The 22,371-nt window shown below is 59.6% G+C and carries 19 protein-coding genes and 1 pseudogene; 17 read left to right on the plus strand and 3 right to left on the minus strand.

Going from position 1 to position 22,371, the window contains the following annotated elements; translation table 11 throughout:
* The 9 genes and pseudogenes from LQ220_RS10425 to LQ220_RS10465 all read left to right on the plus strand — a co-directional run.
* Positions 1-129, plus strand: a pseudogene (locus LQ220_RS10425) (UTP--glucose-1-phosphate uridylyltransferase); the annotation flags it as partial.
* 109 nt (positions 130-238) lie between these two features.
* Positions 239-1,375, plus strand: coding sequence for a glycosyltransferase (locus LQ220_RS10430; RefSeq protein WP_230188234.1), 1,137 nt, complete (start codon positions 239-241; stop codon positions 1,373-1,375).
* A gap of 70 nt (positions 1,376-1,445) precedes the next feature.
* Positions 1,446-2,186, plus strand: coding sequence for a methyltransferase domain-containing protein (locus LQ220_RS10435; protein WP_230188235.1), 741 nt, complete (start codon positions 1,446-1,448; stop codon positions 2,184-2,186).
* A 389-nt stretch (positions 2,187-2,575) separates the two neighbouring features.
* On the plus strand, positions 2,576-3,892 hold the full coding sequence (locus tag LQ220_RS10440; protein ID WP_230188236.1) for a sugar transferase: 1,317 nt from the start codon (positions 2,576-2,578) through the stop codon (positions 3,890-3,892).
* Positions 3,893-4,100: 208 nt separating this feature from the next.
* Positions 4,101-5,081, plus strand: coding sequence for an SDR family NAD(P)-dependent oxidoreductase (locus LQ220_RS10445; protein WP_230188237.1), 981 nt, complete (start codon positions 4,101-4,103; stop codon positions 5,079-5,081).
* Positions 5,082-5,310: 229 nt separating this feature from the next.
* Entirely contained in the window at positions 5,311-6,474 is a 1,164-nt protein-coding gene (locus LQ220_RS10450; protein ID WP_230188238.1) for a glycosyltransferase family 4 protein, read from the plus strand.
* A 23-nt stretch (positions 6,475-6,497) separates the two neighbouring features.
* Positions 6,498-7,775: an O-antigen ligase family protein gene (locus tag LQ220_RS10455; RefSeq protein WP_230188239.1), complete on the plus strand. Its 1,278-nt coding sequence runs from the start codon at positions 6,498-6,500 to the stop codon at positions 7,773-7,775.
* A gap of 14 nt (positions 7,776-7,789) precedes the next feature.
* Entirely contained in the window at positions 7,790-9,046 is a 1,257-nt protein-coding gene (locus LQ220_RS10460) for a hypothetical protein (protein WP_230188240.1), read from the plus strand.
* Positions 9,043-10,149 (plus strand): acyltransferase, encoded by a 1,107-nt coding sequence (locus LQ220_RS10465; protein WP_230188241.1) that lies wholly within the window; start codon positions 9,043-9,045, stop codon positions 10,147-10,149. Before LQ220_RS10460 ends, LQ220_RS10465 begins: the two co-directional genes overlap by 4 nt.
* Before the next feature lie 8 nt (positions 10,150-10,157).
* Here the strand turns inward: LQ220_RS10465 and LQ220_RS10470 are convergent, their stop codons facing one another.
* Positions 10,158-10,622 carry a Rap1a/Tai family immunity protein gene (locus LQ220_RS10470; RefSeq protein WP_230188242.1) on the minus strand — a complete coding sequence of 155 codons (465 nt, stop codon included), beginning with the start codon at positions 10,620-10,622 and terminating at the stop codon, positions 10,158-10,160.
* Between the two features lie 31 nt (positions 10,623-10,653).
* A complete protein-coding gene (locus tag LQ220_RS10475; protein WP_230188243.1) occupies positions 10,654-11,487 on the minus strand; it encodes a metallophosphoesterase family protein in 834 nt (277 codons plus the stop codon).
* A 260-nt stretch (positions 11,488-11,747) separates the two neighbouring features.
* On the opposite strand from LQ220_RS10475, the gene LQ220_RS10480 reads away from it, so the two are divergent.
* Positions 11,748-12,680, plus strand: a complete 933-nt coding sequence (locus LQ220_RS10480) for a glycosyltransferase family 2 protein (RefSeq protein ID WP_230188244.1) — start codon at positions 11,748-11,750, stop codon at positions 12,678-12,680.
* Positions 12,681-12,687: 7 nt separating this feature from the next.
* Here LQ220_RS10480 and LQ220_RS10485 read toward each other — a convergent pair whose 3' ends face one another.
* Entirely contained in the window at positions 12,688-13,860 is a 1,173-nt protein-coding gene (locus LQ220_RS10485) for a glycosyltransferase family 4 protein (protein ID WP_230188245.1), read from the minus strand.
* Positions 13,861-14,033: 173 nt separating this feature from the next.
* Between LQ220_RS10485 and LQ220_RS10490 the strand changes: the two genes are divergently transcribed.
* From LQ220_RS10490 to LQ220_RS10520, 7 genes are all read left to right on the plus strand, one after another.
* Positions 14,034-14,300: a hypothetical protein gene (locus LQ220_RS10490; RefSeq protein WP_230188246.1), complete on the plus strand. Its 267-nt coding sequence runs from the start codon at positions 14,034-14,036 to the stop codon at positions 14,298-14,300.
* A gap of 4 nt (positions 14,301-14,304) precedes the next feature.
* Positions 14,305-15,696: an SGNH/GDSL hydrolase family protein gene (locus tag LQ220_RS10495; protein ID WP_230188247.1), complete on the plus strand. Its 1,392-nt coding sequence runs from the start codon at positions 14,305-14,307 to the stop codon at positions 15,694-15,696.
* 133 nt (positions 15,697-15,829) lie between these two features.
* The gene (locus LQ220_RS10500; protein ID WP_230188248.1) at positions 15,830-16,486 is read left to right on the plus strand and encodes a TetR/AcrR family transcriptional regulator; all 657 of its coding nucleotides are present in this window, start codon (positions 15,830-15,832) and stop codon (positions 16,484-16,486) included.
* 188 nt (positions 16,487-16,674) lie between these two features.
* Positions 16,675-18,015, plus strand: coding sequence for an aromatic ring-hydroxylating dioxygenase subunit alpha (locus LQ220_RS10505; protein ID WP_230188249.1), 1,341 nt, complete (start codon positions 16,675-16,677; stop codon positions 18,013-18,015).
* Between the two features lie 77 nt (positions 18,016-18,092).
* Entirely contained in the window at positions 18,093-20,387 is a 2,295-nt protein-coding gene (locus tag LQ220_RS10510) for a TonB-dependent receptor (protein WP_230188250.1), read from the plus strand.
* 8 nt (positions 20,388-20,395) lie between these two features.
* Positions 20,396-21,145 carry an SDR family oxidoreductase gene (locus LQ220_RS10515; RefSeq protein WP_354957538.1) on the plus strand — a complete coding sequence of 250 codons (750 nt, stop codon included), beginning with the start codon at positions 20,396-20,398 and terminating at the stop codon, positions 21,143-21,145.
* Entirely contained in the window at positions 21,142-22,248 is a 1,107-nt protein-coding gene (locus LQ220_RS10520; protein WP_230188251.1) for a nuclear transport factor 2 family protein, read from the plus strand. Before LQ220_RS10515 ends, LQ220_RS10520 begins: the two co-directional genes overlap by 4 nt.
* Positions 22,249-22,371 lie beyond the last annotated feature (123 nt).

Raw genomic sequence — 22,371 nt, forward strand, 5'->3', positions numbered from 1 at the left:
TTCAAGGGCGACCGCTACGATTGCGGGTCGAAGGCCGGTTTCATCGAAGCCAACTTCGCGCTCGCGCTGGAACGCGAAGACATCGGCGCGCATATCCGGGCCTTCGCCACGGAATTGCTGGCCCGCTGATAGCTTACCGCCGCTAAGCCAGTTCCCCGTTCGGGCTGAGCTTGTCGAAGCTTCGTCCTTGCGTCAAAGGAAGCCCTTCGACACGCTCAGCACGAAGGGAGGGCGACGTATGACAGCAGTATATCTCATCGTTGCCGCGCTTTGCTTCGCTCTCTTTCTGCACCCCTACATTAGCTTTCCGCTCACCCTGCGCCTGATGCGCGCACGGCCGGTGGTGCAAGACCCGAAGCTCCCCCGCCCCAGCGCCAGCCTCCTGTTCTCGGCCTATAATGAAGAACGCGCGCTCCCCGCCAAGCTGCGCAACCTCGAAGCGATCAAGGCGCTGCATCCCGATATCCAGATCATTGCCTATTCCGACATGAGCACGGACGGCACCCGCGACCTCCTGCTGAGCCGGCCCGACCTCCTCACCCTCGTCCCCTCGACCGAACGCACCGGCAAAGCCACGGGTATGCGCAGGATGGTGGCACAGGCGACGGGCGACATCTGCATCTTCACTGACGCCAACGTCATCCTCGCCCCCGAATCGGTCGCGCCGCTGCTCGATTATTTTCGCGACCCCGCCATCGGCGGTGTGTCCGGCACTCTGCGCTACATCAACGAAACGGATGGCGTCACCGCCAGCGTCGGCGGCCTCTATTGGCGGATGGAAGAAACCATCAAGGCGCTCGAGTCGCGTTGCGGCTCGATGATGGGCGCCGACGGCTCGATTTTTGCTACGCGGCGGGCGCTGTATCCCGAAATTCCGGCCCATCTGTTGGATGACATGACATCCTCCATATGGGTCATCCTGGAGACGTTTCGCCTCATCAGCGCGCCGGACGTCATCGCTTACGAGAAGAACACCACCGATCCCCGCGACGAGTTCCGCCGCAAGCGCCGCATCGCTTGCCGCGCGTACAACACCCACCGCCACCTCTGGCCGCACATCGTCCGATCCTTCCCCGCCATCGACATTTACAAATATGTCTCGCACAAGTTGTTGCGTTGGTTCGGCGCGCCGTTCCTGTTGCTGGGATTGCTCACCGTCACGGCATTGCTGGTCCATTGCGGCTATGGCCCGGCCGCCGCCATCCTCTGGATCGCAGGACTCATCGCCTTGACCATCGGGCGCGCGGTGACCGTCCCGCTCCTATCCCCCATCAGCGAAATCCTGCTTTCCATCGGCGCGACGTTCGTGGGCGTCATCGACGCCCTGCGCGGCAAGACCTACCAAACATGGGCGCCCGCAAAGTCCCGCGACTGACGCCACACGAAAACAGTCGAGATATGTGGCAAATCCACTATAGCCACGCCACGATCCGACGGAGAGCCAAGTGATTACGTTTCAGCGGGCATCGAAAGCCGCCATCAAATGGGCATCGTTCGCAACGCTGAAGCTGCGTGCGGCAACCGGCGCCAAAGCAGGCTATAGCTGCCCGGCCTGCAAGGCCGATGTTGTCGGCTTCTTCCGCTATGGCGATAACGCCACCTGGGGTTGCCCCGCCTGCGGCGCGTCTCCGCGCCAGCGCCTCGTCTGCTACCTGCTGGACAGCGGCCAACTGACCGTGCCGAAGGGCGCATCCGTGCTCCACATCGCCCCCAATGAAGCCGGGCTCGTCTCGCGTTTCGCCGCGCAGGCTGGCGACTACGTCCCCGCCGATCTGCATCCCGATGTTTACGACCTGCCCGGCGTCGTGGCGATGGACCTGATGCAGATGGATGCAAAGGACCGGTTCGACATCATCTATGCCAGCCATGTCATGGAACATGTGGAGGATGACGCCCGCGTCCTTTCGAACATGTTCACCGCCCTCAAACCGGGTGGCGAAGCATGGCTGATCGTGCCTCTGTGGGATCGCCCGACCGAAGATGGCCATATGGGCATGTCGCAACGCGAACGCGAAAGGCGCTTCGGACAGTGGGACCATGTACGGCAGTACGGGCCCGATTTCGCAGAACGAATCCGTAATGGAGGTTTTGTGCTCGATACCGTCGCCGCGCGCGATCTGGCCCCCGATCTGCAGCAGAAACATGCTTTGGACGACGTTATTTTTCGCGCGCGCAAACCGGCCTAGCGGGTTTTTAGGTCACGAAATATCCTTGTCGGGATGCTCGCTCAACCCGATCGACCAACAAACTACGTAGATTACCGAACACGAAATGTGCCCATCCGCTAGATATTTGGGAAAAAGTAAGTTTTCGCCCGTAACGACTGATCCAGAACCCTACCCGCTCTGTCGCAACACGCTGTTTTCTTTCTGTGTCACGGCGAAACACGAAAACTGTTCATCATACCGCAACGCAGCATCTGCTTGTGAGGCGGCGTAAATTTTAGTAAATGTCGGCTTAGTGTCGCGTCCATGCCTATGGGGCCAAGCAAACAGTCAGAGGTCGAGCGATGAATGCCCCATATCGGATGGAGCGGCCAGGGTTGGTAATAGCGACCAAACCGGCGGAAAAGAGATTGCGGCGTATCAGCTTGTATTTCGAGCTGATGGCGCTCGATACGCTCGCCATCGCCGTCGCCTTTTTCCTGATTGGCCTTATCCGGGTCGAGACCGGCGTAATTTCCGGCCTGCGCCTCTCCCTCATGCTGATACCTATCTATATCGGCTATGCCATTCAGGGTGAGACATTCAGCAGCACCGCCCTGCTCACTCCACGCGTGAATGCCGCAAAGGCGCTGACGGCTTTGTTCTACGCCGTCATTACGGTCGTATTCTTCCTCTTCGCACTGGGTACGGCCGACACCGTCTCGCGCCTGACCTTCGGCGCCGGGTCCGTATTGTCGGCGATATTTCTGGCGGCAACGCGCTTTGCCTTTTGCCGATACGCAACGCAACGACTCGAAGGCGCGTCGATCAACGAACTGCTCATCATCGACGATGTAGAACTGGATTGCCCAAAAGCACCCCACATGGTGTCGACCAAGGCGATCGGGTTCGAACCGGATCTGGGCAACCCCGAAATGCTCCAGCGCCTCGGGCTGCTGGTCGATGGGTTTGAGCGTGTCGTAGTCGCATGTTCGGCGGAACGTCGGACACGGTGGACGATGCTGCTGCGTGGCGCGAACATCAACGGCGAAATCGTCGCGCCCGAATTCGATTCCACCGGAATTGTGGGTATCGGTCTGTTTGGTGGGCACGATACGCATATCGTGTCGCGCGGCCCTCTCAGCACAGCCAATCGCGCGAAAAAACGCGCACTGGATTTGTCGCTGACAGTGCCTGCTATCATTGCCCTGACCCCGCTGTTGCTGCTGGTTGCGATAGCCATCCGCCTCGACAGCCCCGGCCCGATTCTGTTCAAACAGAACCGTGTGGGCCGCGGCAACCGGCTGTTCCAGATCATGAAGTTCCGCAGCATGCGCGTCGAAACGTCAGACAGCTCGGGCAATAGATCCGCCTCGCGGACGGATGACCGCATCACGCGCGTCGGCAAATTCATCCGCTCCACCAGCATCGACGAACTGCCCCAGCTTTTCAACGTACTGATCGGTGACATGAGCCTGGTCGGGCCGCGTCCCCATGCGCTGGGGTCGATGGCAGGCAACCAGTTGTTCTGGGAAGTCGATCACAAATACTGGATGCGCCATTCGCTCAAGCCCGGCATCACCGGACTGGCACAGGTGCGCGGCTATCGCGGCGCGACGGAAGTGCCAGACGATCTCATCAATCGCCTTGGTGCCGATCTGGAGTATATAGAAAGCTGGACGCTGGGACGCGAATTGATCATCCTTGCGCGCACTTTGGGCGTTGTGGTGCATCGTAACGCATTTTAATGCGCTTGGGGGAATGGCAATCATCATCCAATTCGGTTGAGTTATTGGATGGTGCGGCTATGCTGCGCCGCAGCAAGGACGTTGGCAAAACAGGAGCGATTCAGTGGTGCATCTCATGTCGGCGGCATCATGCCTTAATCGGCTCTTTCCGGGGCTGAGCGAAGCGATTGTCATGCCTGCCTTGCCCCATGAACGGATAGGCTGAACCATGACCGCACCCATTTTGGTAACCGGCACTGCGGGTTTCATCGGCCACGCCACCGCGCATCGCCTGCTCGAACGCGGTGAGACCGTCATCGGTATCGACAACGTCAACGACTATTACGAAACATCCCTGAAGGAGGCCCGCCTCGCCACGTTTGAGACGTGCGCCGGGTTCACCTTCCATAAAATGGATGTGTCGGACGCCGAAGGCATCGCCGCTCTGGTACGCGAACATGGCATAACGCGCGTCATCCATCTGGCAGCGCAGGCGGGCGTGCGTTACAGCATCGACAATCCCTTCGCCTATCAGAAATCGAACCTCGCCGGCCACCTCGCGATCATCGAAGCGTGCCGCCATGCGAAGGGCTTCGTCCACCTCGTCTATGCATCGTCCAGTTCGGTCTATGGCGACAAGCCGATGGGCGGGAACGGCTTCACCGAGGATGAACCCGCCGCCAGCCCCGTATCGCTCTATGCCGCCACCAAGCGCTCCTGCGAGTTGATGAGCCAATCCTACGCCTCGCTCTACGGTTTTCCGCAGACGGGTTTGCGCTTCTTCACAGTCTACGGCCCGTGGGGTCGGCCCGACATGGCCTATTTCGGCTTCACCAACAAAATCATGCGTGGTGAGCCGATCGAAGTCTATGGCGAAGGGAAAATGGCGCGCGATTTCACTTATATCGACGACATCGTCGATGGCATCGTCGGCGCGCTGGACAATCCGCCCGCGACCGGTGAGCACCGCGTCCTGAACATAGGCGACAGTCATCCCGTCGGCTTGATGGAAATGATCGAAACCCTGGAAACGGCCATCGGGCACAAGGCCGATAAAATCATGCGGCCGATGCAGCCGGGTGACGTCACGGCAACCTATGCCGACGTATCGAAGCTGCATGCGCTGACCGGATATCGCCCTAAAGTAATGTTGGCCGAAGGGCTGGATCGCTTCGCCACATGGTATAAATCCTACTATCGGTTGGGTTAAAGTAACACATCCGAAATGGTTTCGATCAACCTGTCAGGTGTAACCAATACGTTTTTATTCAATCTATTATCGTGCGCAGGCTTGCGCTTTTAAAGAATTGGCGTCATCCACCGTTTTGGATACTATCCTACATTGCAACCCGCGATTTCTTGACGGTTTGGAATAGGACATCGGGCGCCGAATCGCCGATCAGTTACGTCGAGCGGGTTCGACACCTTGGAGGATGTGGGTGCCGGGCAAATCTGTTGTTTTCTTTGCTTCCCACGCGCACGGGGGCGTACGCGAGTTGTGGACCAATCTCGCGGAAGGCTTTCATGAGCTTGGGTATTCGGCACAGTTGGTAGGACTCTATCCCTTGCCGTCCATTGTGGAGCCTCCGACGAACATTCTGGCATGGTCTTACGTCATCACCGGTACGCCGTCGGGTATAAGCGGCAAGTTCCGCATGCTTCGGGAACTGGCGCGTTGGATGCGGCGCGAACGACCGGAACTTATCATTTCCTCCATGCCGGCGGCCAATGTGCTGGTGCCGTTCTTCGCGAAGATATTCAGCCCCCGGACGCGCGTGATCGTGTCCCATCACTCACCCGCGACCGTATATAAGCCGAGCCTGAACTTCCTTGATCGCTTTACGGGCAGCGCGCGAAACGTAGCCGCTATCGTCAGCGTGTCGGACACGGTCAACACGACGCTCGACGACAAGCCTGCCCTTTACAAGGCAAAGCGGTTGACCATTCACAACGCCATCCCGCCGCGTATCGAAGATTTGCTGGAGCGACTGCGGTTGCAGGCAATCGATCGACCGCATGGCCGGCGTGTAGTCGTCTGCGGCCGGCTGGAATGGCCGAAGAATAACGAGATGCTCATTCGTGCCATCGCGCTGACCCGTGATGTCGAAGTCGACATGCTCGGCTGCGGCGCGGACGAAGACACTTTGCGTCAGATGATGGTCGACCTGCGCGTCGATGACCGGATGCACATATTGGGCAATCGCGATCGCGAAGAGGCGCTGACGCTCATGTCGATGGGCGACGTCTTCGTACAGGTCAGCCTGTTCGAAGGGCACAGCCTTGCGCTGATAGAAGCAGCAAAGCTGGGGTTGCCGCTGATCGTGTCCAACGTGCCGAGCCAGGTGGAAGGCATTACCGCCAGAGATGGCACGCGCTGTGGCATCGCCGTCGACCTCGACGACGATGCAGGCCTGGCTACAGCGATAGAGTCTATCCTCAACGACCCCGCGCAACGCGCATTGTGGAGCGATCGCGCTATGAAGCTGGCACGCGAATTGACCTTCGAAAAAATGATTACCGACTATGTTGCGCTGGCCGATCCGTTGACCAGCAATGCCAGCCTTTTGGCATATAGAAACCGCACTGCAGTTACCTCGTCATGAAACTTTTCACTTCAGATCAAGCGATGGCCACAGAAACGGCACAACTGCCGATCCGGCGCGGCCCCCTGCTGTTGGCGTGGGTCATCCTGATCATATTCTGCCTCCTTGGTCCCTTCATGTCCTACAGCGGCCTGCCCGGCACTGGCGAAGGCAGCCCGGTACGTCAGGCAGGCTATCTGACGGTATTCGGGCTTGCCATCTACGGCAGCCGACCGCTGGTCGATCCCAAAAGGCTGCTGGTGGTGCCCATCGCCATTTGCGTCGCGCTGCTTTGGGTGTGGCTAAGCATAGCCTGGGCGCTGGAGCCCGGCATCGCTTTTCGCCGTGCGTTTCTGACGACGACGATCATCTGGAGCATCTTTGCGATTGTGCGGCGTGTGGGCGTAGACCAGCCGTTGATGATCGCACGTGCGCTTCTGGTGGCGCTCCTCCTCATCAACATCGCGGTGTCGATCCTTTTCCCCGAAATGGGCGTCCACTCGGTCAATGAACCTGCTGACAAGGGATTGATCGGCGACTGGCGCGGGATCATGACGCACAAGAACTTCGCCGGTCCGACCGTAGCGATCCTCATCCTCATGTTCCTGTTCGATGCACGCCGCATCCCGATGGCCTTGCGTATCATCGTCATCGCGGCGGCCAGCTATTTCCTCTACCGCTCCGGATCAAAGACATCGGCAGGCATGGTGGTATGCGCGATAGCGATCGGCGCGCTGTTCCAATATTACAAAGGCCGCGCCAAGGGCTTCATCATATCGCTGACTGCCTTGGCAGGCATCGCAGGCGCGATTGCAGTCTACATCTACAAGGATCCGCTGAGCGGCAACTTCACCGATGAGCGCTCCTTCACCGGCCGCCCGCTCATCTGGAAAGCGCTTGTCGACTACTGGAGCGACAACCCGTGGCTCGGATCGGGTTATGGGTCTTTCTGGAACATCGGCCCGCAGGGACCGATCTATCGCTATGCCACCGGGTGGGTCACCGAAGTCGCCACGGGACATAATGGTTTTCTCGATTTGCTCGCGACCGTTGGCTTGCCCGGACTGGTACTGATTGTGATCGCAACCGTCATCGTTCCGATTGTCACGCTGATCCGGAAAGCCGATTCGAACGCCCCGCGCAATGCGCTGATCGTCTCCATCCTCTTTTTCTGCATCGGGCATAATGCCACGGAAAGCACCTTGTTCGATCGCGACGGCATACCGCAGGTTTTCCTGATGTTCGCCATCGCTGCCATAGCGGCTATGGACAGCAACCGTTTTCCGAAGGCTAAACGGCCGTCCGTCTCGCGCGCGCCTTAATCGGCGACGAGGGGGTGGAACGCATCTGGCGATATGCACTGGCATCGGCAGGGCCGATTGCCTCCGCGGGTGCCCAGTTCCTGCTCTCGCTGGCGCTACTCCGGCTCCTCCCCCCACGCGATTTCGGCAGTTTTTCCTTCCTGCTCGTCACCGCCCAACTGATGCTTGGTATCTGGAGCGCGCTGTTCTGCGCGCCCTTGCTGATCGCAATGACGCATCGACTTATTCAGGATCGGGAAGCCACCAAGGCAGCGATCCTGTCCGTCAATCTGCTGGCTGCAGTCGTGGTAGCGATTCCCATTGCGGCTATTGGCTTGGCCATGAAACTGCCCATCGATGCCGCAGCGATGTTCGCGCTGTATACCAGCACGACATTGGTGCGCTGGGTAGGCCGGACCGACGCCTTCGCGCGCGGCCTGCCCGTGAGAGCGATGGCTTCGGACATCGCTTATGCGGCGGCGCTATTGTTGGGAATCGCAATCATTACGATATCGAAGCAAGTGAGCATTGGTGCCAGCTTCGCCATTCTTTTGGTATCTGCGCTCATCGGCTTATTGCCTCTGGGACGGCGCTATCTGTCGGCACAGTTTGCCCATTGGCGCTGGCCGGACTTCTCTGCGTATCGGGAAACCTGGCGGCAACATGCGTCCTGGTCGCTGCTGGGCGTGGTAACGACAGAGATCACCGCCAACAGTCAGGTCTATCTGGTGACCGCTATTTTCGGCCCCGCTGCCTTCGCGCCAATCGCAGCAACTGCCTTGCTGATCCGCCCCTGCAGCGTGGCCGTCAACGCCTTGTCCGAATATGAGCGGGCGCAAATGGCGCGGTCGATCGGCGAGGATAATGCGGCGGGGGCGCATCGTTCACTCATCGGCTTTCGCTGGATGCTCGGCATAGTCTGGGTCGCGACGGCGCTGGCGACGGCTGCGTTGCTGATCTTCGCACCGCGCCTGTTGTTTCCCGCACATTATTCCCTGCAGACATTGATCGTCGGCGCCTCCCTATGGCTGCTCGTCGCGGCTGTCCGATTCGCCCGTGCACCCGAAAGCAGTCTCCTCCAAGCAGGCGGCGCGTTTCGCCCACTGGCCTTCGCCTCCGTCTATTCCTGTGTCTTTTCTATCCTTGGCGTATTGATCCTTCTGCTTGCTTTCGGCCCCCTCTGGTCGATCCTGGGCACGTTGCTTGGGGAGATCGTCTTCGCCGCATGGACGTGGCGTGAGGCAAGGCGATGGGTCCATGGGCAGTCCAAGCTGCGGCAGAGCATCGCGTGACTGCTCCCGCCGCACCGCACCGGCAGGATATTCAGGGATTGCGCGCCATCGCGATCCTGCTCGTCCTTGTCCACCACGCCCGCCTACCCGGATTGCCCGGCGGGTTTCTGGGCGTCGACATGTTCTTCGTCATCTCCGGCTATCTGATGGCGGGATTGATCGACAATCGGCTCAACAGCGGCATATTCACGCTCAAGGATTTCTACGCTCGCCGCATCCGGCGCCTGTTCCCGGCCGCCTACGCCACTCTCACGCTGACCGCTCTTGCCGCCCCATGGCTGCTCGACAGTGTGGAATATGGCAAGTTCGTCAAGCAACTGGCCGGTTCCTTCGCGTTCGTCGTCAATGTCGTGCTGTGGAAACAGACCGACTATTTCTCCACCGCCGCCGAACTCAAACCCCTGTTGCATATGTGGTCGCTGGCCGTGGAGGAGCAATTCTACCTGACCTTTCCGCTGCTCATCGCTGTGATGGGTGGCAGGACGAAACTGCTGGTCGGCACGTTGATCGCCATTTGCGTCGGTTGCCTGCTTTGGCGGCTGCATATCGTGCATCATGGTGCACCGTTCGGTTTTCACCAGTCAGACAACAGCCTGCATCCCTACACCTATTGCGCGAGCGATGCGCGAATGGACAGCATCGCTTATGGTTGCCTGACTGCGGTGCTTTTCCATCGGTTCGCCTATCGGTTGAAAGGCATGTTCGCATGCTGGTCGGCGATCGGTATCGCCGGAGCGCTGGTCATCGTCTCGCTTATCCTGCGCGACGCGGATTTCCGCGAAACCTATCGCTACAGTCTTCAGGGGCTGGCGATGGTGTGCCTGTTCTACGGACTATTCGGGGACAGCGCGGGTCTGGCCGTGCGGCTTCTTGAAATGCCCGTGATGCGGAAGATGGGTGTGCTGTCCTATGGCGCCTATCTCTGGCATCTTGAGCCGGTGAACGCCTATTACTGGTGGTCGGGGACCAAGATGATGGCGGCGGACACCACGACCAAACTCATCATGATCGTGGTGGGCTTTGCTTTCACCTACGCGATGGCGCAGCTATCGTTTACGATGACAACGCCGCTGCGCAACCTGCGGTCACGCTTTCATAGCTAAGCCTTAGATCAGGGCTTCGGCGGAAGAGGCGTGGCAGGCGACGGTTCAGGCTCGCATGGATATGTCTGCTTGAGCGACACCACCACGACTGACGCCGCCTGTCCGGTCCGGTTGGTGGGATACGCCGAAACGAAACCGACAAATGCACGGCGCAGATCGCTTTGCGATTGCCCGGCGGGTGGGCAGAATTCGCGAGCGTTGAGCCAGATTTCATAGGCTTTCATCGCATCGCTGACGCCGGCGATATAGGCGAAGCAATAGGATGTGCTGGCCGAAGACGTTTCCGAGCAGCGATCGACGAGCGCACCGGCGGAGAGATACCCCATATCGGCAGCATTATCGGCACCCTTGGGTGTCACCGCATTGGGCGTAGGGGTGGCCGGTTGCGCGGCAGCCGGGGGCGCGGGGGGCAATGGCACGGCGGTGCCTTGCGGTGCGACCGCGAGAAGGAGGCCCAAAACAGTGCTTATCATAGTGCAGTCCGCTGCCTTGTAGATACCGATATCAGGATAGCTGGCCTTCGACCGGCGTGGCATCCACTGCGTCGGCGCTACCCAACTCCAGCGGCGCTTCGGTGGAGATGATCTGACGATCTTCCCCTTCCAGATACAGCGCCGTCAATATGCCGGTGCGATAGGCGCCGGTATCGATGCCGATACGGTTCCCGCGCATCTCGACATCGGTCGACACGCTGTGGCCGTGAACGACCATGACGCCGTGATCCAGCGGATCTTCCAGAAACTCGTCGCGAATCCAGAGGAGATCGGCGCGCTTTTGTCGCTTAAGGGCAACGCCGGGCCGGATACCGGCGTGACAGAAGAGATAATCCCCAGACCGTGCAGTCAACGGCAGATGGCGAATCCATTCGATGATGTTCGAGGGGATAACTTTTAGCAGGTCGTTGACGGCCGCGCGCTGATCGTCGTCGCGGTGCGGGGGTTCGACGCCATAGCTGCGGATCGTCGCAGAACCGCCGATGCGCATCCAGGCACGCAGCATCCCCGGCTCTCCCGCCAGCGCACGCAACATCAATTCCTCATGATTACCATGCAGGACAATAAGCCGACCCGTCGTCTGTTGGACCCCGTGCAGATAGCGCAGGACAGCCGCCGAATCCGGGCCGCGATCGATCATGTCGCCCAGCACCACGATATGCACCGAGCGCGCAGGCGGCAGCGTAGCAGCATGTCTTTCGATGCGGGCAAGTATATCCTTCATCAGGTCGAGCCTGCCGTGGATATCCCCTATCGCATAAATGCGCTCGCCTTCCGCCGTAGACGGGTTTCCCGAACGTGCCTTGAGCAGTCGACCGAAATTAAGCAACTTTACCCTCTTCAAGCAGGGGCCAGCCCCCTAAAGCAACAACGCAACATCGATAAGTCGACACGCGATCATGCTGATTAAAAACCGAAATGGTGCGAGTCCGCTACCACGACCAACCTTTACTCCATATTAAGCGACAAATTATGTTGCAGCGCAACATAATTTGCGTAGGCACGTTGTTGGAACAGCCGTGATGTAAGTTTTACACCATTTCGGATTAGGATGCGATACGCGGGATGCAGTGTTGGCATCCAGGCAATACGGAAACGGAATAGATGCCGATCGTAAGTGCAGTAATACCGACGTTCGGGCGTCCCGATCTGGTGAAACGCGCCATAGAAAGCGTCCTTTCGCAGAGCCTGCGCGATCTGGAGGTGATCGTCGTGGTGGATGGTCCCGATCCCGCCACGGAAACCGCGCTGGACAGCTTCACCGACCCCCGCCTGCGCCGGATCGTGCAACCCGATCAGCGCGGCCCCGGCGTGGCGCGCAATACGGGCGCATTGGCTGCGACGGGACAATGGGTGGCGTTTCTGGACGATGACGACGAATGGTTGCCGACCAAACTGGAAAAGCAACTTGCCATGCTGCCGCAGGACGGGAGCGTCGACCCCGAACGCACCGCCCTCGTCACGCTCAGCCGCGTGATGACGCCGCAGGGGCCATTCATAAGACCGATCCAAGGCTATGCCGGGGATATATCGCTCGACGAATGGATGTTCGATCGGCGGTCATGGCTGAAGGGTGGGCAAAGTTTCCTCCAGACATCGTCTTTCATGTTTCCGCGCCCGATGTTCGACAGGCTGCAATTTGCCGACTCCCGCTTGCACGAAGACTGGGAGTTGATGATCCGCGCGGTGAAGGAACAAGGCTGCACCTTATTGACTGCACCGGAACCATTGGTCGTGCATTATGTGGGGGAGGCAAGACCGTCGCTCAGTCGCGATGGGGCGTGGGAACGGTCGCTGGCATGGGCCGACCGCATGGGAAGCCTTTTGACGCGGCGGGCTTATGCCGGTTTCTGCTTGTCCGTCGTCGCGCAGGATGTTGCCGCGAAGCGCCAGTGGCACGCTTTCCTGCCGTTGCTGCGCGCCGCATTTAAAAAGGGAAAGCCGACCGCGCGGCAGCTCTTTGCATTCATCCTGTTATGGATATTGCCCGACGATCTGCGGCGGCGGATACGCGCGAAGGTGCAGGGCGAACGGTAAAGGGCCGTCAGATCCGGGCCGCCAGCGCGAGATACTGAGCGCCAATCGCCTGCCAGGATCGAACATCCAGCGTATGTTCAAGGTAGCGCTGCGCCTGCATGTTCCAGGTCGCGGTGGGCGTGGCGAAGAACGCCGTAATGGCTGCTTCGACGTTTCGTGCCGTCACCGGCTGCGCAATCGTGACCGAAGGCATCCCTTCCGCCATCAATGCACCGATTCCTCCTGCTGCGGAGGCAATCACCGGACGCGCATTGGACGCCGCCAATAACGCGACCCCGCTTTGCGAGTGGAAGTCCATATAGGGCAGCAGCAAAGCGTCCGATGCCGCCAGCACATCGCGCAGCGCACTGTCGTCGACATAGCCCAGCCGTAGGTCGATCACATCGGGCGCACGCGCAGCGCACTCCTCGATGGCCCGTGCATAGTCCTGCTCCTCCTTGTGCACGCCCCCCGCTACGATGAGGCGCACCGGCACACCGGCAGCGTGGGCGAACAGCACCCCTTCCATGCCCTCCAATATACCCTTGTTTCGCCGCAGCGTGCCAAAAAGCAGCAACAGGCCATCGCCCTGCAAAGGTTGCGGATCGCCCATCACGAATACGCCATGTTCGATCACGCAGACGGGCGTAGTCAGGGTAGGAAACGCCTCCGCCATTTTGGCGCGGGAGGGTTCGCTCAAGACGGCGACGGCCGACGCGAGACGATAACAGGCGCCGTGCATCCCACGCTCCAGCCAGCGCAATGCAGCAGGCAGTTTCCAAGCGTGCGGCAAGGGATCGTGCGCGATAAAAATGATGCGCGCTCCGGTCAGGCGCAGCAGGGCAAGGGCCGGGACCGAGACAATCAACGGATCGGGGATCGAAACGACGAAAATGCGGCACGTCATCCGCGCCCGCAAAAGGTAGGCTACCGACAGTGCCATCCGGGACAGTGACCGGACGATATTGGCGATTCGGCCCAGCCCCGGCTGTTCATGGGGCGGCGAAAAGCGCCTCAGGCGCGGTCGCGGTTCTTCGAAGCGGGCATCCTGCGCGCGCGGCGCGACGAAAGTGACGTCACCCCCCTTGTCGACGATCCCCGCTACCAGCTCCTGAGCGAACAGCCCCGCCCCCGAGGAGCGCCACGCGCGGGTATATATGCAGAGCCGCTGCCCCTGCTCCGCACTGATCGCTTCGCTCATAGACCAACGATAGAGGCATGGTCGCGACCGTGCAACGATCAAGCAGATCAAGCGCGAAAATTTTTGGCAAATTTATTCTGTCCTACATAACCATATGGGTTTTAGACGGAGCCGGTCGAGGATGATTTCCCACATCCGCTTCATGCCTTCCCTCTCTTTCAGGAGACTCATTCATGGTCGATATTTTTGCCAGCTATCAGGATGCCGAAGGGTCGCCGTCCCGCGCGCCTTATCCAATCGTGCCGCATGACAGTAATGCACTGCCGTTCATTCCCAAGGGCATCTATGTCGGCGGCGGCGGAGACGTGACGTTGCGCGGCGTGGATGGCAGCGCCGATGTCATTTACCGGAATTTGCCGGACGCCAGCTACATCGCGGTGCGCGCCAGTCATGTCCGGGCGACCGGCACCACTGCCTCCGCTCTGATTGCGGAGGCCTGAACCCATGCCCCGTACTTCAGGGAGTCTGGGCGGCCTGTCCAATGCCGCTCTTGCCAAGGCCGCGCTGGCGGCCACCACGCCGCTTGGCGCGTCGATCGGCGACAGCATCGCGACCGCCGATTACAACGGGTCCGATCGTGTCACCCTGCCCCCCGCCCCAACCAATATCCTCAAAAGCGCAAAGGGCATCCTTACCTGGGCGCTGATCCTGTGCGGACAGCGGGTGCAGGTGCCGACCACGACGAACATCTGGGGCTTTCCCGGCGAAACGACTGCCACGATCCTGACCAACCTGCCCGCATTTCATGCCCAGATGCCGCGCAAGCCGGCCTTCATGTATGTCCATTGCGGCACCAACGATGTGAAGGACGGACTGCCGTTCGAAACGATCGTCGCCAATTGGGAAGCCATCGCGCAGTTCAATGCGCAGCGTAACTGCCGCACGATCTTCGCGCCGATCCTACCGCGTACCAGCGGCTTTTCGGCACTGTTCACGGCGGCGCAGTTTCAGGTGATGGACCGCTGTAATCGCTGGCTCGCGCGTTTCGCTGCGCGGGCGCAGGGCATGGTGGCGGTCGCTTCGGCCTGTTTGCCGGATATTGCCGACCCGGCATCGGTCGGTGCGCAACCTCGTGCGGGCTATACCTATGATGGTACGCATCCGGCGATTGCAGGCGGTTATTATGCGGGCAAGGCTGTCGCCGCGATCCTGCGCACCTGGTATCCGCCCATCGATCTGCTCCCCTGCAACAATCTGGCCTGGTCGAGCGGACTGACCCACGCCAGCTATGTCCAGAACCCGATGATGGAAGGCGCCAGCGGCACGGTAACTACGCCGTCCTCCGGCACGATCAGCGGCACCGCGCCAACGAGCTGGACAGCATCGATGTCGAACACATCCGGCCTGACGGTTGCCCATACTCAGGTGGCGTCACCCCTTACGGGACGGCGGATGCACCAGATGACATTTGGCGGCAGTTATACGGCCAGCGGCTTTACGGCGGCGGCGTGGGGGCCGTTCGGTCGATTGTTCCAGAACCCTTCCACGGCGTCGCTCGCGTCCATCGCGGCGGGCGATACTATCGAAGCACTGGTGGAGTTCGAGATCGACGCAGGCAATAACTGCATCGCCTTCCCGCATTTGCAGATGCGCTGGAAAGGCGGCAGCAATTACAACAGCGACCTGCAACTGCCCGACATGGTCGGCGGGCTGCCCAGCGAAGCGATGTCGGGCGTGCTGCGCACTGCGCCGCATAGCTATGTGGCTGGTGAAATGCCGCTGGCTGCGGGGGAGATTACGCATAATCTCTACGCCTATCTGCGTGCGGAAAACGGCAGTTATACGCCATCGGGTACTATTCGGTTTGGACGTGCGGTGATTCAGAAAGTCGATTGACCCCGTCCGCCAGCAACGGCGCGACACCGATGCGAGCGGACCGGTATTGCCGGTCCGCTTCGTTCTCATGGTGGGAGCCATCATACAGCTTAGCCTTTTGCTGTGGGCCGTTTTACGGCTAAGCGGGCTCGATATGGCGACACGCAAATCCCCCAAAGGAGCCGAAACCCGGAAGGCTATTCTCGATGCCTCCGAAGTTCTTTTCGCCCGGCATGGGTATCAAGGCACGGGGCTGCGCGATATCGCGGCGCAGGCTGGCGTCCGTCAGAGCCTCGTCCACTATCATTTCGGCAACAAGCACGACATCTTCAGTGCCGTAGTCGACCGCAAGCTTGGAATGCTTGTCGAGATCATAGCGCAAAGTTTTGCCGATGCCGATGCGGCGGCCCCGGCAGGGCTGAACCCCGAACAAACCGTATCAGCTTTCGTGCGGCCCTTCCTGACGATTGCAGCAACGCCGGATCATGATCTGCGTCACTATGTCATCATGACATCCCATCTCATGAGTTCATACCGGATGCCGGAATTACGCCCGGTGTTGCAGAAGCTGAGCGCCGTAAGTGTCTTGTTCGAAGAACGGGTGCGTGTCCTGACCCCGGATGCGCAAGCCAGCGATATTCTGGCCGCGATCTATCTGATCGAATCGGCGTTGATCTTCATGGTTCAGGATCCGGGTTTTCTGGACGATCTGACGCGGGATCATCACTCGGTCGGCGGTCTGGAGGACATGGCGCGTCCGGCCATTCGTTTCTTCAGCGCAGGCCTTGAGCGCCTGACCAAACCTCACTGATTTGACAGGTTGGTCGATCGACCAATTTAGCTATTGTCTCTTCAACAGTTGGCAGATGACGACCAGCGACAGGAGAGGCACAGTCGAAGCTGCATGGCTCCGATCATTCAATGCCCGACCTTGTTCCGATCATCATGTGCCGCGTGAGCCTTCACCTCTGCAGGTGACATCCTATCAGGTTGGGACACATGATGAATTGGCCGCAATTGCATCCTTTGACGATAGACGGCCGCGACGCATCGCACCTGCGCGGCGATCCGATCACCGGGGACCGCTATACCTCCCGCGATTTCATGCAGCGCGAGTGGGACCATATGTGGACCCGCATCTGGCACGTCGCGGGCCGCACCGCTGAACTGGAAGAAGCTGGCGATTATATCGTCCACGACTTCATGAACGAGTCCGTCTTCTGCGTGAAGCAGGCGGACGGCAGCATCAAGGCATTCTACAATGCGTGCCGCCATCGCGGGATGCGGCTGGTCAATGACAGTGCGGCAGCGACGCAATTTCAATGCCCCTATCATGGCTGGATCTGGGGCCAGGACGGCGTGCTGGCCTATGCGCAGGACGCGCATGATTTCCCACAGGGCGATCCATGCGGCAAGCTGAAGCTCAAAGAACTGCGCTGCGATGTCTGGGGTGGGTTCGTCTGGTACACAATGGACGACAATGCGCCTGCGTTGCGCGACTATCTCTCGCCCATGCCAGAGGTATATAAAAATTATCCGATGGATACGGCGGTTCGGGTCTTCTGGATGAAGGTCGATCTCAACACCAACTGGAAATTCGCGACCGACAATTTCAGCGAAAGCTATCACACGCGCACCGCCCATCCGCAGGTGCCGCCCTGGATCGATCAGGATGTCGATACCGCACGGCATGAAATGTACCCCAACGGCCATGGGCGAACGGTGCAACCCATGCGCCCCTCCCTAAGCGACCGGCTGCCCGAAGGCGCGCCGCATCCGTTCGATTATATATTGCGGCAGTGGGACATCGATCCGGACAGCTATCCCGATTACGAAACCAAGGCGATGCAGGGATGGCTCGACCTGAAAGCGGCCAAGCGGCGGCTGTGGAAGGATCGGGGCTATGTTCACTACGAGCATATGTCAGACGAGGAAATCACCGACAGCCCGCATACAGTGATGTTTCCCAACGTCACCATATCCTTCCTGCCCGACAATCTCATTTTCTTCCGCACCGAACCGCATCCGACCGATCCGAACAAATGCACGTTCGATCTGTGGTGCATGGCCTTTCCGGTGGCGGGGCAGACCGTCGTGGAATCGATCATGGCCGGCCCGCAGCCTTTGCGGGAGGCGGAGATGGAGCATCGCGCATTCGACAACGGCCGGGGCGTTCCCGAAATCGAGGGGCAGATCGTCTATCAGGACATGATGCTGGCCGAGGGTCAGCAGCGCGGAATGCACTCGCGCGGTTATGATGACGCCTATCTGACCGGTCAGGAAACCCGTGTGCGCTTTTTCCACGAAGTGCTGAACGACTACCTCGAAGGACGTCGCTGAAAGCGCCCACTGAATATCTCCGGCAAGCGCAACGATGCGTGCCGGCAAAACATAAACAACGATCAGGGAGATGGATTATGACGCTTGCAGGAAATGTTGCGACAAAGAGCGGCGCGCTATTATCGACGATCTCAGCGATGGCGCTGAGCATAAGTGCCGCAGCAGCGCAGGAAGCGCCCGCTGACCCGCAAGCGGCATCCGATCAGTCCAGCGGATTGCAGGATATCGTCGTCACGGCGCAGAAAAAGTCCGAAAACCTTCAGAGCGTGCCTATTTCCGTCACGGCCATCGGTGGCGAAAGTCTGAGCAACGCGCAAGTGACGTCGCTGCAGGCGCTGCAAGGCACGATCCCCAATGTGCAGATCGACAATTTCGCCAACACTCCTCAAACCGCCGTCTTCACCGTGCGCGGCATTGGCGTGATCGAGCCTGACCCCTATGCAGGCAACACCGTGTCCATCGTTGTCGACGGGATACCGCAGTTCTTCAGCATGGGTGCTTTGCTCGACCTGTACGACGTCGACCGCATCGAAGTGCTGCGCGGCCCGCAAGGCACACTGTTCGGGGCAAACACGACAGGCGGCGTCGTCAATGTCGTGACCAGTCAACCCACGGGCGAATTCGGCGGCTTCATAAAGGGCGCTCATGGCAATTATGACCGCTTCGATATCAGCGGGTCCATCGAGGCACCGCTGGTCAAGGACGTGCTATCCCTTAAGGTTGCGGGCATCCATACGCAGCGCAAGGGCTGGGTCACCAACGTCGTCGACGGGTCGGACATGGGCCACAAGAATCTGGACGCCGTGCGCGCCTATCTGCGCTTTACGCCGGGTCCGGACTTCGATGCGACACTGCAGGGCGAATATGTAAACGCGCGCAACGGCTCGCCGATCGTCATCAACGGCTCTTACCGTGGGGAAGCGATCTTCGAAGAGCCGGGCTTGAACGGGATGTACACCAGCCCGTGCATCAGCGGCGGGCAATGTCAGGCTCCGGAAAAATATCTCGGTGCCAATAACAGCGTTCCCGACATATCCAACATGGACACCTACAGCGGCGTCCTGACCATGAATTATCGCGATACGCCCATCGGCGATCTGACATCGATCACCGGCTACAAGCATTTCACCTTGCTGGAATTTACCGATCAGGATGGCACGCCCGCGTTCAAGAACGACACCCGCCGCCGCACCGAAGGGTGGCAGTTCAGTCAGGAATTACGGTCCAACATACAGGTCAACGATGCCATCGACCTGATGATCGGCGGCTTTTACCTCAAGACCCACTACGACCATATTCAGGCCTATCGCCTGCAATTTGCGGCACCGGGACTGCTGCAGATAAATACGCAGGATCAGGACAATTATTCTCTGTCCGGCTTCGCGCAGACATATTGGCAGGTGACCGACCGACTGAAGTTACAGGCGGGTATAAGGTATTCGCATGAGAAGACCACCTCTGCGCCGACGCTGGAGACCAGCATCGGCAACCCTGCCGGTGCGAACTATACCAGTGACGGCAATTTCATCATCGGCGCGTTTACGACCGGCGGCACGAAAAGCTGGAACAATGTCGGGTGGAAGCTGGGCGCTGACTATGATCTGGGCCAGAACAAGCTCGTCTATGCAAGCTGGGCACGCGGTTTCAAATCGGGCGGCTTTACCGGACGTGTGGGTGTGCCGGCGGACGGTGCCAACCCTTTCAATCCTGAAACGGTCGATACATTCGAAGTCGGGTTGAAGGCCGACTTCCTGGATCGCCGTTTGCGGACCAACCTGTCGGTCTTCTACACCAATTATCGCGATCTTCAGGTGGCGCAGATCTATTTCGACCGGTCCACCAACACGCAGGGCAATCGTATCCTGAATGCGGGCAAGGCGGAGATCAAAGGCTTCGAATTCGAAACGACTGCCGTCCCGGTGGAAGGCATGACATTGCGCGGATCGCTCGCTTATCTCGATGCCAAATATAAGCAGTTCGACTTCGCGGATGCCGTGTCCGGGCAGTTGCTCGATCTGTCAGGCTTTCGCCTGCAAAATGCGCCAAAGTGGAATGCTTCGTTCGGTGCCAACTTTGTCGTACCCGTCGGCAATGGTGCCGAGTTGGTGACCGATGTGAATTATGCCTACACAGCCAGCAAATATTATACCGCGATCCTCGACACGCCCCGGTCGAAGATACAGCCAACCCATGTCGTCGACGGCACGATAACCTACTACCCAGCCGGTCGTAGCTGGTCGTTGGGATTGTGGGCGAAGAACCTCCTCGACACCCGCTATCTTTCAACGGTGTACGACTCCCCCGGCTATGGCGGCATTGCCGGCTATGCCCCGCCCCGCCAGTTTGGCGGCTCGGCCACGTTCAACTTCTGATCGGATATATGATGGGTCGTGTCGAAGGAAAGGTTGCCCTGATAACGGGCGGCGCGTCGGGATTGGGAGCAGCCGACGCGCGGTTGCTGGCAGCCGAAGGCGCGAAGGTCGTCATTACCGATGTACAGGGCGACATGGGCGCGGAAACTGCCGCGTCCATTCCCGGCGCGTTGTTCTTGCAGCATGACGTGCGGGACGAGCGCCAGTGGCGGGACGTCGTTGCGAAAACGCTGGATCATTTCGGCAAGCTGGACGTGCTGGTCAACAACGCCGGTCTCGTGCGCTTTGGCACAGTCGAGGACGCCGAACTGGCGGATTTTCGGCTTCAGATGCAGGTGATGGTCGAAGGGTGTTTCCTCGGTTGCAAGACGGCCATTCCCCATATGACGAAGACTGGCAGCGGATCGATCATCAACGTCGCATCGATCGCGGCGCTCAAGGGGATCAGCAGTATTCCCGCCTATTCGGCGGCCAAGGCGGGGATCATCGCCATGACCCGCAGTATCGCGGTGCATTGTCAGGAACAGCGGTATCGCATTCGCGTCAACGCGATTGCACCGGGCGCACATGATACCCCGATGACGCAGCAGGCACTTGCCCAGTTACCCGCCGATGCAGCAGGTCTGGATCAGGTACATGCGCAAGGGCAAGGCCAGCCGGAAGATGTCGCGAACCTGGTCCTGTTCCTGGCCTCGGAGGAATCGCGTCAGATCACAGGCACGCATATCGTCATCGACAATGGCGAGACGATGGGATGACCGGCACCCCCACCACCATTGCCCAGATTGCCGATATTCAGGCTATCGCACAACGCCTTGCCCAGCATAGCCGTGGCGTAGACCGCGCCGACGCAGCATTGCTGGCGGACTGCTATCATCCGGATGCAACGGTGGACTATCGCTTCTATGCCGGTCCGGCACAGGCGTTCGCGACGATCCTGACGGATGCCCAGCGGGGCCAACCTGTCACCCTGCATCGCACGGCGCAAATGTGGATCCGTCTCGATGGCGACACCGCACGCTCCGAAAGCTACATCATGGCCTATGTGCAGGCGCCCGATAGTGACGGCGCGATGATGCAGCGGCTGGTGTGCGGACGCTATCTCGATCGGCATGAACGACGCGATGCGCAGTGGAGACTGTCCCACCGCACCTATGTGCTCGATACCAATGCAAACTGGCCGGGGAGCTGGGAAGCGAGCGGGCTTTCTCCGTTAAGCGCGCATGTTCCGACAGGGGGTCAGGGATCCGCCGATACGGGCATCGCCCTGCTGGCGCTGGCCGCTGCACGGAACCGACAGGATGGATCAGGAAACCACGACATGAACACGCAAACCGACACGGTATCGACGCAAGTGATCGACGAAGTCATTTCCCGGCAACAGATCGCCGATCTGACGATGGCCTATTGCCGTGGTGTCGACCGGGCGGACGTCGAGCTGCTGAAATCCATCTTCCATGATGACAGCACGGTTGTCAGCGGTGCCTTCAACGGCAACGGGCAAGAATTTGCGGGCGAAATTTGTCGTATCGTTGCGACAGTCTTCGAACAGACATTCCATTCCATCGCCAATCAGTGGATCGACGTGGCCGGTGACAGCGCCGTTGCGGAGACCTATGTCATCGCCGTTGCTTCGACATCGGGTGCCGATGCGGACAAGACCGAAACATTGACCGGCGGACGCTATATAGACCGTTTCACCCGTCGCGAGGGCATCTGGAAATTTGCCGAGCGCAGCTTCGTTTGCGACTGGACGCGGACCGACAAGAGCACGCGCCAGATGGACAGCGGCATGTACGCCCCGCTGGATTTGCAAGGAAGTCAGGGGCGCACGGACCCGATTTATCGATTCTGGAACTGAGCGCTCCAGGCACAGCATAGGGCACACTGCCTGTAGCGGAATATCGGCTAACACACCGATTTGTCTCGACAAAGCCAGTGGCGGACTGCAATCTTCTCTGTTCAGCAGTATTGCCCAATCCAT

This window comes from Sphingobium sp. CECT 9361 (assembly GCF_918741285.1).
Classification (GTDB): Bacteria; Pseudomonadota; Alphaproteobacteria; order Sphingomonadales; family Sphingomonadaceae; genus Sphingobium.

Bases quoted from the DNA above. Each gene is read 5' to 3' on its own strand.
- LQ220_RS10430 (WP_230188234.1), top strand. From the start codon at position 239: ATGACAGCAGTATATCTCATCGTTGCCGCGCTTTGCTTCGCTCTCTTT.
- LQ220_RS10445 (WP_230188237.1), top strand. From the start codon at position 4,101: ATGACCGCACCCATTTTGGTAACCGGCACTGCGGGTTTCATCGGCCAC.
- LQ220_RS10455 (WP_230188239.1), top strand. From the start codon at position 6,498: ATGGCCACAGAAACGGCACAACTGCCGATCCGGCGCGGCCCCCTGCTG.
- LQ220_RS10470 (WP_230188242.1), bottom strand. From the start codon at position 10,622: ATGATAAGCACTGTTTTGGGCCTCCTTCTCGCGGTCGCACCGCAAGGC.
- LQ220_RS10480 (WP_230188244.1), top strand. From the start codon at position 11,748: ATGCCGATCGTAAGTGCAGTAATACCGACGTTCGGGCGTCCCGATCTG.
- LQ220_RS10485 (WP_230188245.1), bottom strand. From the start codon at position 13,860: ATGAGCGAAGCGATCAGTGCGGAGCAGGGGCAGCGGCTCTGCATATAT.
- LQ220_RS10490 (WP_230188246.1), top strand. From the start codon at position 14,034: ATGGTCGATATTTTTGCCAGCTATCAGGATGCCGAAGGGTCGCCGTCC.
- LQ220_RS10495 (WP_230188247.1), top strand. From the start codon at position 14,305: ATGCCCCGTACTTCAGGGAGTCTGGGCGGCCTGTCCAATGCCGCTCTT.
- LQ220_RS10500 (WP_230188248.1), top strand. From the start codon at position 15,830: ATGGCGACACGCAAATCCCCCAAAGGAGCCGAAACCCGGAAGGCTATT.
- LQ220_RS10505 (WP_230188249.1), top strand. From the start codon at position 16,675: ATGATGAATTGGCCGCAATTGCATCCTTTGACGATAGACGGCCGCGAC.
- LQ220_RS10510 (WP_230188250.1), top strand. From the start codon at position 18,093: ATGACGCTTGCAGGAAATGTTGCGACAAAGAGCGGCGCGCTATTATCG.
- LQ220_RS10515 (WP_354957538.1), top strand. From the start codon at position 20,396: ATGATGGGTCGTGTCGAAGGAAAGGTTGCCCTGATAACGGGCGGCGCG.
- LQ220_RS10520 (WP_230188251.1), top strand. From the start codon at position 21,142: ATGACCGGCACCCCCACCACCATTGCCCAGATTGCCGATATTCAGGCT.